Below are 8,441 nucleotides of genomic sequence, written 5' to 3'. Positions count from 1 at the left end.
TTACTTTGTGCACCACGCGGTTTTTGCGCCGGTGTTGATCGTGCAATCCAGATTGTCGAGCTATCACTCGAAAAATATGGTGCGCCTGTGTATGTTCGGCATGAAATTGTGCACAACAAATATGTTATGGATGGTTTGAAGGCCAAGGGCGCAATCTTTGTCGAGGAGCTGGACGAAATCCCAGAAACCGACGCGCCCGTTATTTTTTCAGCACATGGGGTCGCCAAGAGTGTGCCGAACGAAGCCAAGCATCGCAATATGTTCTTTTTGGATGCGACCTGCCCTTTGGTTTCTAAGGTACATGTGGAAGCACAACGGCATTTTGAGACGGGGTTTGAAATTATTCTGATCGGGCACCAGGGCCACCCCGAGGTTGTCGGCACCATGGGACAATTGCCCGATGGTGCAATCACCCTGATTGAAACCGTCGACGATGTTGCAAGCTTTATGCCGAACAGCGATCAAAAACTGGCCTTTGTCACGCAAACGACCTTGTCGGTTGATGACACTGCAGCAATTGTTGCAGCGCTGCGCGCACGTTTTCCAGAAATTGCTGCGCCGCACAAAGAAGATATTTGCTACGCCACCACCAACCGCCAAGAAGCGGTCAAAGTGGTTGCCCCCTTGGTTGACGCGATGATTGTGGTGGGTGCGCCAAACTCATCCAATTCAATGCGCTTGGTTGAGGTTGCCGAGCGTGGTGGCTGTCCCAAATCGATGTTGGTACAACGCGCGAACGAGATCGACTGGGACCAATTTGCCAACATCAAGTCACTCGGCATAACAGCAGGCGCATCTGCACCTGAAGCGTTAGTGGACGAAATCATCGAAGCGTTTGGCGAGCGATTTGAAATTTCGGTTTCAGCAAAAGTTACAGCAACCGAAAACATTGCCTTTAACGTGCCTCGTGAATTGCGAACTGCCTAAATGCCAGATCAACGCATCATAGTGCGCTCAGAACGTTTGACGTTTAGCACTTGGCTGCCCGAGCAGATCGATGATGTGGTCAAGCTGCATAGTGATCAAGCGGTCACCAAGTTTTTGTCTGGTCGGGTCGAAGACAAAGCTGACGCTGAACGCCGGATGGCGGTTTGGACAAAAGAGTTTGAAGCGCATGGCTGGTGCAAATTTCGTGTTTCGCGCACTGCGGACAATGTTTTTGTTGGTCGTGCAGGTTTTGGCCTTGAAGAAGGTGAGCCAGAAATTGGTTATGCGCTGCTCCGCTCTGAATGGGGCAAAGGCTATGCTGTTGAAGCCGCGCTGGCGCTGCGCGATTGGATGTTCAGCGCGACAGAGCACCAATCATTTATTGGCTACGCTTTTACAGAAAATGCGATTTCCATTCATATCCTTCAAAAAATCGGCATGCGTTTTACGCACACAGTGCACGACGACTCAGGTAAAGAACTGAGTTTTTACAAACTGACCAGAGATCAATGGCATGGATGACCGCGTAACAATTTTCACTGATGGTGCCTGTTCAGGCAATCCGGGACCGGGCGGCTGGGGCGCTTGGCTGCATTTCAACGATAAGAAAAAAGAACTTTGCGGTGGTGAAGAACTGACCACAAACAACCGTATGGAATTGATGGCGGCAATTGAAGCACTCAACGCCTTGAAGCGCCCCTGCATCATCGATCTTTACACCGACAGCCAATATGTCAAAGGCGGCGTGACTGGTTGGATGCACAATTGGAAGCGAAACGGCTGGAAAACCGCCGCTAAAAAACCGGTTAAAAACGAGGATTTGTGGCGGTTACTTGATTCTGCACTTGAGCGGCACACAATTGAATTTCACTGGGTTAAGGGCCATGCAGGGCACGAAGGCAACGAACGTGCCGATCAGTTGGCCAACCAAGGCATGGCACCGTTCAAAGTATAGGTGGAGAAGGCCTTTTGTTTGCGCGTTCTCGAACCGCAAAACCGGTGCCCACTTTTGCTGAGAACGTGTTTGTTTGCGCGTTCTCGAACCGCAAAACCGGTGCCCACTTTTGCTGAGAACGCTTATTAATTGACAGCGCAAATCGGTTGCTCGTCTTTGACGATAACCAGTTGCTCGCCTGCATAGCGGCGATCTTGAATGCGTAAAAATGCGGCTTCAGCCATCCAGATATTGTTGGAGCAGAAATAGGCTGGTGTGCATTTTCCGCCCGCCCCTGCTTCGCATTCACCCTCTTGCGACCAGCCCTGTTCCGCGGCGGCTGTGGATTTTAACTCAAATTTTGCGGCTTGGGCTGCGCTTGCGCCCAAAAACAAAAGTCCGGCGATAATGAGCTTTTCAGTAATGTTATGGTTCATTCTTACTCTTCACCCATTAGCCTGCAGCAACCTACGCAGTTTCACGAATTCATCTACCTGAATATAGTGAATGAAATGTTTGCATTTATCCGCCCACGAGTAAACGCCCCATGATTTCTTTGCTCAATCGCGCCGCCACCATAGCTGTCATGTTATTTATATCGCGGTGCGGATTAAGCTCAACAATGTCCGCGCCAATCAGTGCGCCTTTGAAATTGTGGATTATGTCGATCACTTGGCGTGACGAAAATCCACCCGGTTCATAATGTGAGACACCGGGCGCAAAGGCCGGGTCAAGTCCATCAAGGTCAATCGACAAATAGACTGGCCCGTCAAAACCAATTTGCGCATTGTCAGACCAATCCTTCATCTCGATAATCTCAACGCCGAACTTTGCAGCTTGCGCACGTTGATGGCTGTTTAGGGTGCGAATACCCACTTGCAACAACCGGCTGATGCGGCCCGTTTCCATCAACCGCGCAAAGGGGGAAGCATGAGAGAGTGGATTGCCACCAAAATCATCATAAAGATCGCCATGGGCATCCACGTGCAAAACATTCAGCCCATCATAGCTTTGCGCGTGGGCGTCAATGAGCGGGAAAGAAACGGAATGGTCACCGCCAAACGAGAGCACCCGCTTACCTTCGGCGATCAGTTCGAGGGCCGTTGCCCTAATCATTTGCGAGGTTTGTTGACGATCATCGTTTGGAAACGCGATATCGCCAACATTCACCCAGTTCTCATTGTCGCCAAGGTTCACCCCAAGCTCTGTCCACATATTGGAGCTATCACAATGAATGGCTTCGCGAATGCGCGCGGGCGCGGATGCAGCCCCCGGCAAATAGCTAGAATTATGGTCTACCGGCACACCAAGAAGTGCAACTTTATGCTGCGACATTTCCCCTCCTTGTGACCGCGTAGCACCCTACCCGGCCAGTTTTGAAAAATCAGCGATCAAATGCATTGTTTCGCGCAGTTTTGCGAGCAGGTTCAAACGGTTGATCCTGATTTTTGGATCATCATCATTCACCATAACATCCTCGAAGAACGCATCAACAGGTGTCCGCAGAGATGCGAGATCGGCCATGGCAGCTGCAAAATCTTCGTTTGAAATATTGGCTGCTACGCTTTCATTGACCACTTTGATGGCAGAAAACAGCTGTGCTTCTTGATCTTGCGCGAAGGCCGAATTATCGACAGGATCGTTAAATGGCTTGCCGTCTTTCTTTTCTTCAGCGCGCAAAATGTTTGCAGCGCGGCGATAGCCCGCTAACAGGCTTTCCCCGGCATCGCTGTCGAGCAATCCAGCCAATTCTTGCGCCCGCGCCACTATGCTTGGCAGCGTAAAGCCCTTGGCCAACCCGCCATTGCCCAACACCGCGTCCAAGACATCGTGTTTGATGCCACTATCGCGCATTTGCACGACCAATCGGTCTTCAAAGAACGACATCAAATCGGCGACCTTGGCTTCATCTGCAGCGCCTGAAATGCGCACCATGTGATCCGCAACCAGCTTTGCCAAATCCAGATCAAGTTGATTGTCGAGCGAAATCCGAATGACGCCCAGCGCAGCGCGACGTAAGGCAAACGGGTCTTTTGAACCGGTTGGTTTTTCGTCAATGGCCCAGAAGCCGGTCAACATGTCGAGCTTGTCGGCAAGCGCCACGGCAATTGAAACAGCTTCAACTGGCACTTCATCGCTGGGCCCAGACGGCTTATGATGATCAAGAATCGCGTCAGCAACTTCCTGTTTTTCACCTTGTGCCAATGCGTAATATTTACCCATCAAGCCTTGCAGCTCTGGGAATTCAAACACCATGTCGGTGACCAAATCGGCTTTGGCCAATTTTGCCGCCCGCGCTGCGTCGTCCGCATGTGCGCCAACCATTGGTGCAAGTTCCGCCGCCAATGCAATCAGTCTTTCGACGCGCTGAGATTGGGTGCCCAGCTTCTCGTGAAACACCATAGCATCCAGTTTGGGCAATCGGTTTTCAAGTGGGGTTTTTAAGTCCGTATCATAGAAGAATTTCGCGTCCGAAAGCCGCGCATGGATCACCCGCTCATTGCCCGCAACAATCGTCTTGCCGCCGTCCGGTGCTTCAAGGTTGGATATCAACAGAAAACGATCCGCTAGTTTGCCTGTTTCGGCATTGCGAAGGCAAAAGCATTTCTGGTGCGATCGAATTGCGGTGGTCACCACCTCTTCGGGTAAACTGAGAAACTCTTGCTTAAAGTTACCCATCATCACCACAGGCCATTCAACCAGCCCAGCCGCTTCCTCGAGCAGCCCTTGATCAGCGATCACTTCAAGGCCCTGTGCAAATGCCAAGTTATCGGCGTCGGCACGAATAATTTCCATGCGCCGGTCCAGATCGAGTACAACCTTGGCTTTTTCAAGCGCTGCGGCATAGTCTTCAAATCGGCGCACATTGATCGCTTCTGGTGCCAAAAAGCGATGGCCATATGTTGTGTTGCCGGACTTTACCTCACCAACTTCAAATTCAATGGTTTGTGTCTCATCGCCTTCAACGGCCAACGTCGCGATAATCGCGCGCAATGGGCGAATCCAAGTGAGCTTGCCACTGCCCCAGCGCATAGATTTTGGCCAAGGGAATTTTTCGATCAGGTTTGGAACAATATCAGCAACAATGTCAGTGGTTTTCTCGCCCGGTTTTTCAGAAATCGCGACATAGAAGTCGCCCTTTTTCGGATCGTTCTGCACACTTGCTTGTTCAACGGATGACAGACCAGCGGCGCGCAAGAAACCTTCGATGGCTTTTTCCGGCGCATCGGTGCGCGGCCCTTTACGTTCCGTTTTGGTGGCCGCAGACGCAGCGGGTAAACCAATCACAGAAAGGGTTAAACGGCGCGGCGTGACAAATGACACAGCCCCCTCGTAAAGCAAACCCCGCTCCACCAGCGCGTCAGTGATGAGCTTTTTCAAGTTTTCGGCAGCGCGACGTTGGTGACGCGCAGGGATTTCTTCTGAAAACAGTTCGAGCAGGAGTTCAGGCATGTTTGCTTACTTCGATTGGGTGAATTTTAAGTCAAAGTTTGATAGCGGCCAATTGGGCATATGTCCACGGTTTTTGGTGTTAATGCGGCTGGTTCTACCAGCCACCGCCGCCGCCGCCGCCGCCGCCGCCGCCCGAAAAGCCACCACCAGACGAAAAGCCTGAGGAAGACGCCGACGCGGGTTGCGCTGCAATCATCGCAGCGCTCATGGCCGTCGCAGTAGACGCAATATTGGATGCAATGCGATCCGCACGCCATCCCCGACCTGAATGCCATGCCGGATTATAGTTCTGATCTTCAGGTTTAAGCGCATTACGTGCCAGCTCGTTTTCAAAATGTTCGGACCATGGCTTTTCAACCCCCAGTGCGATTGCGTAAGGCAGAATTTTCTCAAACCGTTCAACGGTCAAATCGGGCGCACCGCGCATGTTCAACCGCTCTTTTTCGGCGGTCTCCATATACAATTTGAACCCCTCAATTTGATCCATGACCTTGCGGCCTTGCACCGTTGCAGAGCGCATCGTTAGCCCAAAACCGATATTGATGATGACAATCGAAATCGTCGCGATTGCGCCCGGCTGGCCGTTCACAAACGCTTTGGCGTTTGTCCAGAGGTCACCATTGTAAAGGGGATCAAAATTGAACACATCGAGTGATGAAATGAACCCCGAAGTGAGGTTGCCGAACAGCGCGATCAATATGAAAAGGGCGATACCGCGAGAAAATTTGGGACCCGAGCCTGCTTTGGACATCATCCCGGAGATCATGGCAACGACCACGCCGACCACAATGGCAATGACCAACCAGAAAAAGTGTATCACCTCAAAATAAAGCATGCCGAACAGAGCAAGCAGAGACAGTGCCAAACCTACAATCACAAAGCCGGTATTGTGGTCAAAGAAATTACGTCGGTTTTCATCTTCGATGGTTTCGATAAAATCGCTGTGCAATTCGTGCAAGCTTGCGCCAATTTTTTTGTCGATCGTCACAGAGCCTTTGGCGTGAAACCATGTGTAAAGTTTTAGTTCGCCACTTGGCAAATCATCAGGCTCTTTGGACGTGACTGTGACTTTGGTATCTTTTCCAGATTGACCCAGTGTCACCAACCCTTTGGTCGCAAGTGAAATCAATGCGGAGGTGAAAGCCGTCCAGCCCGACTTTTTCCAGCCAAAATGATGGACATAATGCGTAAGCGCAGGTGAAAAACCCTCTGGCGCATAGAATAGCGGGATGATCGTGCCTTTTTTGGGGTCACGTCCCACTGCGCTCCAAGACGAATAGAAATAGACAAAGACCACTAAAAAGCTGATCGCAGGCAAAAACAGCGCGCGTCGATCCGACAGATAGGCCCAAAAATTATCCCAAGCTGTGGCCGGTGCCATCAAGCCTTTGTCGAAGCCCACCACAACACTCATGCCTTCGCCAGGGGCAAAAGATTGGTTGGCACGAAATATTGCCGTTAGTGCCCCGTCAAACGATAATGTTGCATTGCTGGCGTTGCTGCCAAATGGTCCAGTAAACGCTTTGGTATCCTGAATGCGCGCGCCTTCAGGCAACCGGACTTGCGCCACTGCGGCTTGAATGGGGAAACTCCAGAAGTTCCCGGTTGCGTTCCAATAAATTTGATCTGATTCTGGCAAATCACGCACCTGTCGCCAAGTGCGATATTTCAGCGTGTAGGTGTAAATGCCAGAGCGCAGAAAGACGTCCGCGTTACCGATATATATCCGTTCACCTGCCGCCTCAGTTTCTGATTTCCAGTCGTCCGGTTCACCATCGCGCAGCACTTCAAGCACTTCCAAACCATGATCAATTGCGTAGCCGTTATTGCCACGAGATTGTGTTGGGATATAGCGCCAAATGCCGCGTTTAATATCGCGGCCCTCAGCGTTCACACGAATGGTTTCGGTGACAATGATGGAGCGATCCGTTTGCACGTCTATGACCGACGAATAGGACAGGATCGCCTCGGCACCATAAGCCGGTACCAAAGCGAAAAACATTGCAAAAACAAGTAGAAGACGGCAAGTGGCCGCTCTCAGAATTGGTCTAAAATGATACATCAGGAACAGCGCGGTCCGCTTCGTTTTCAAGTTCAAAATACTCAGCTTTGAAAAATTGGAATTGATTGGCAATGACATTTGATGGAAAACTTTCAACCATCACATTCATGTTGCGTACGGCACCATTATAGTAACGGCGTGACAATTGAATTTCATCTTCAGTGGTTTGCAGTGCGCCCTGGAATTCAAGGAATGAACTGTCCGCTTTAAGATCTGGATATGCTTCAGCTACCGCAATCAATTTGCCCAACGCGCCAGACAGGATGCCTTCAAGTTTTCCGCGCTCGGCTGGGGATGAACTGCCTGCCCCTTGCACAGCTGCACGCGCCTCTGTGACCGCTTGCAGCGTATCACTTTCGTGGCTCATATAACCTTTGACGGTTTCAAGCATATTAGGGATTAGGTTGGCGCGGCGTTTGAGTTGAACATCAATGCCAGACCAGCCTTCTTCAACCATTTGGCGGGTTTTGACCAATTTGTTGTACGCCATGATCGCGTAGATGCCCAAAGCAACAATAATCGAAAACAGTACCCAAATTACTTCCATGGCGGAGCGCCTCCCTTTAGAGCGTTTTGCGTGAGCTTATACAAAGAGTTATCAATTGGAAACGATTAAGCAGCCAATAAAAAAGGGACATTTTGGTGTTGATCCAAATGTCCCTTTTTATGTTTGGCTTTGCGTGAATAATCACGCTTGTTTTTGACGATTTTGAGTTTGAACTGATGTTCACTCAGCGCCTTTGCCGCTCGGTTGGGCGGCGTGGCAATTCGTCGATCATTTGATCGTTTCATCGCACATCTCCTTTTCAATGCTGCATTGATATAGGTGATCGTGCGCAAAAATTAAAGGTCTTACGCACCGCCAGCTTCAGTTTGCAGCCAAGCCGCACCGCAGGCTTTGGCCAATTCACGAACGCGCAAAATATAACTCTGACGCTCGGTTACCGAAATGACGCCGCGCGCGTCAAGTAAGTTGAACGCGTGGGAGGCTTTGATGCATTGCTCATAAGCAGGCATGGCCAATTTGTGTTGATTGCCGTCCTGGCCCGCTGCCAAAAGTGCCTT

The 8,441-nt window shown here is 50.7% G+C and carries 10 protein-coding genes; 3 read left to right on the top strand and 7 right to left on the bottom strand.

Annotation, left to right across the window (positions count from 1 at the left end; all coding sequences use genetic code 11):
- The 3 genes from ispH to rnhA form a co-directional block, all read left to right on the top strand.
- Positions 1-927 (top strand): 4-hydroxy-3-methylbut-2-enyl diphosphate reductase (ispH, locus tag ACJAZW_RS14490; protein ID WP_415159344.1); only part of this gene is annotated, 927 nt, incomplete at its 5' end.
- Positions 928-1,449, top strand: coding sequence for a GNAT family N-acetyltransferase (locus tag ACJAZW_RS14485; protein WP_415159342.1), 522 nt, complete (start codon positions 928-930; stop codon positions 1,447-1,449).
- On the top strand, positions 1,442-1,882 hold the full coding sequence (rnhA, locus tag ACJAZW_RS14480) for a ribonuclease HI (protein WP_415159340.1): 441 nt from the start codon (positions 1,442-1,444) through the stop codon (positions 1,880-1,882). Before ACJAZW_RS14485 ends, rnhA begins: the two co-directional genes overlap by 8 nt.
- Before the next feature lie 125 nt (positions 1,883-2,007).
- Here rnhA and ACJAZW_RS14475 read toward each other — a convergent pair whose 3' ends face one another.
- From ACJAZW_RS14475 to ACJAZW_RS14445, 7 genes are all read right to left on the bottom strand, one after another.
- Entirely contained in the window at positions 2,008-2,298 is a 291-nt protein-coding gene (locus ACJAZW_RS14475; protein WP_415159338.1) for a hypothetical protein, read from the bottom strand.
- 85 nt (positions 2,299-2,383) lie between these two features.
- The gene (speB, locus tag ACJAZW_RS14470; protein WP_415159336.1) at positions 2,384-3,196 is read right to left on the bottom strand and encodes an agmatinase; all 813 of its coding nucleotides are present in this window, start codon (positions 3,194-3,196) and stop codon (positions 2,384-2,386) included.
- 27 nt (positions 3,197-3,223) lie between these two features.
- Positions 3,224-5,314, bottom strand: coding sequence for a glycine--tRNA ligase subunit beta (gene glyS / locus ACJAZW_RS14465; RefSeq protein WP_415159334.1), 2,091 nt, complete (start codon positions 5,312-5,314; stop codon positions 3,224-3,226).
- Between the two features lie 94 nt (positions 5,315-5,408).
- Positions 5,409-7,316 carry a DUF2207 domain-containing protein gene (locus ACJAZW_RS14460; RefSeq protein ID WP_415159332.1) on the bottom strand — a complete coding sequence of 636 codons (1,908 nt, stop codon included), beginning with the start codon at positions 7,314-7,316 and terminating at the stop codon, positions 5,409-5,411.
- A gap of 46 nt (positions 7,317-7,362) precedes the next feature.
- Positions 7,363-7,914, bottom strand: coding sequence for a LemA family protein (locus ACJAZW_RS14455; RefSeq protein ID WP_415159346.1), 552 nt, complete (start codon positions 7,912-7,914; stop codon positions 7,363-7,365).
- Positions 7,915-7,988: 74 nt separating this feature from the next.
- Complete coding sequence (locus ACJAZW_RS14450; protein WP_415159330.1) at positions 7,989-8,168, bottom strand: hypothetical protein; 180 nt, start codon at positions 8,166-8,168, stop codon at positions 7,989-7,991.
- A gap of 60 nt (positions 8,169-8,228) precedes the next feature.
- The coding region (locus tag ACJAZW_RS14445) for a glycine--tRNA ligase subunit alpha (RefSeq protein ID WP_415159328.1) at positions 8,229-8,441 on the bottom strand (213 nt) is incomplete at its 5' end.

It is taken from the genome of Maritalea sp. (assembly GCF_047634455.1).
Lineage (GTDB): Bacteria > Pseudomonadota > Alphaproteobacteria > Rhizobiales > Devosiaceae > Maritalea.
Note: the sequence above shows the minus strand (reverse complement) of the source record. Positions and strands in the feature narration are given on the sequence as shown.

What these genes read in the sequence shown, in the direction of transcription:
- ACJAZW_RS14460 (WP_415159332.1), bottom strand. Translation starts at nt 7,316, where the DNA reads ATGTTTTTCGCTTTGGTACCGGCTTATGGTGCCGAGGCGATCCTGTCC.
- speB (WP_415159336.1), bottom strand. Translation starts at nt 3,196, where the DNA reads ATGTCGCAGCATAAAGTTGCACTTCTTGGTGTGCCGGTAGACCATAAT.
- rnhA (WP_415159340.1), top strand. Translation starts at nt 1,442, where the DNA reads ATGGATGACCGCGTAACAATTTTCACTGATGGTGCCTGTTCAGGCAAT.
- glyS (WP_415159334.1), bottom strand. Translation starts at nt 5,314, where the DNA reads ATGCCTGAACTCCTGCTCGAACTGTTTTCAGAAGAAATCCCTGCGCGT.
- ACJAZW_RS14450 (WP_415159330.1), bottom strand. Translation starts at nt 8,168, where the DNA reads ATGAAACGATCAAATGATCGACGAATTGCCACGCCGCCCAACCGAGCG.
- ACJAZW_RS14485 (WP_415159342.1), top strand. Translation starts at nt 928, where the DNA reads ATGCCAGATCAACGCATCATAGTGCGCTCAGAACGTTTGACGTTTAGC.
- ACJAZW_RS14475 (WP_415159338.1), bottom strand. Translation starts at nt 2,298, where the DNA reads ATGAACCATAACATTACTGAAAAGCTCATTATCGCCGGACTTTTGTTT.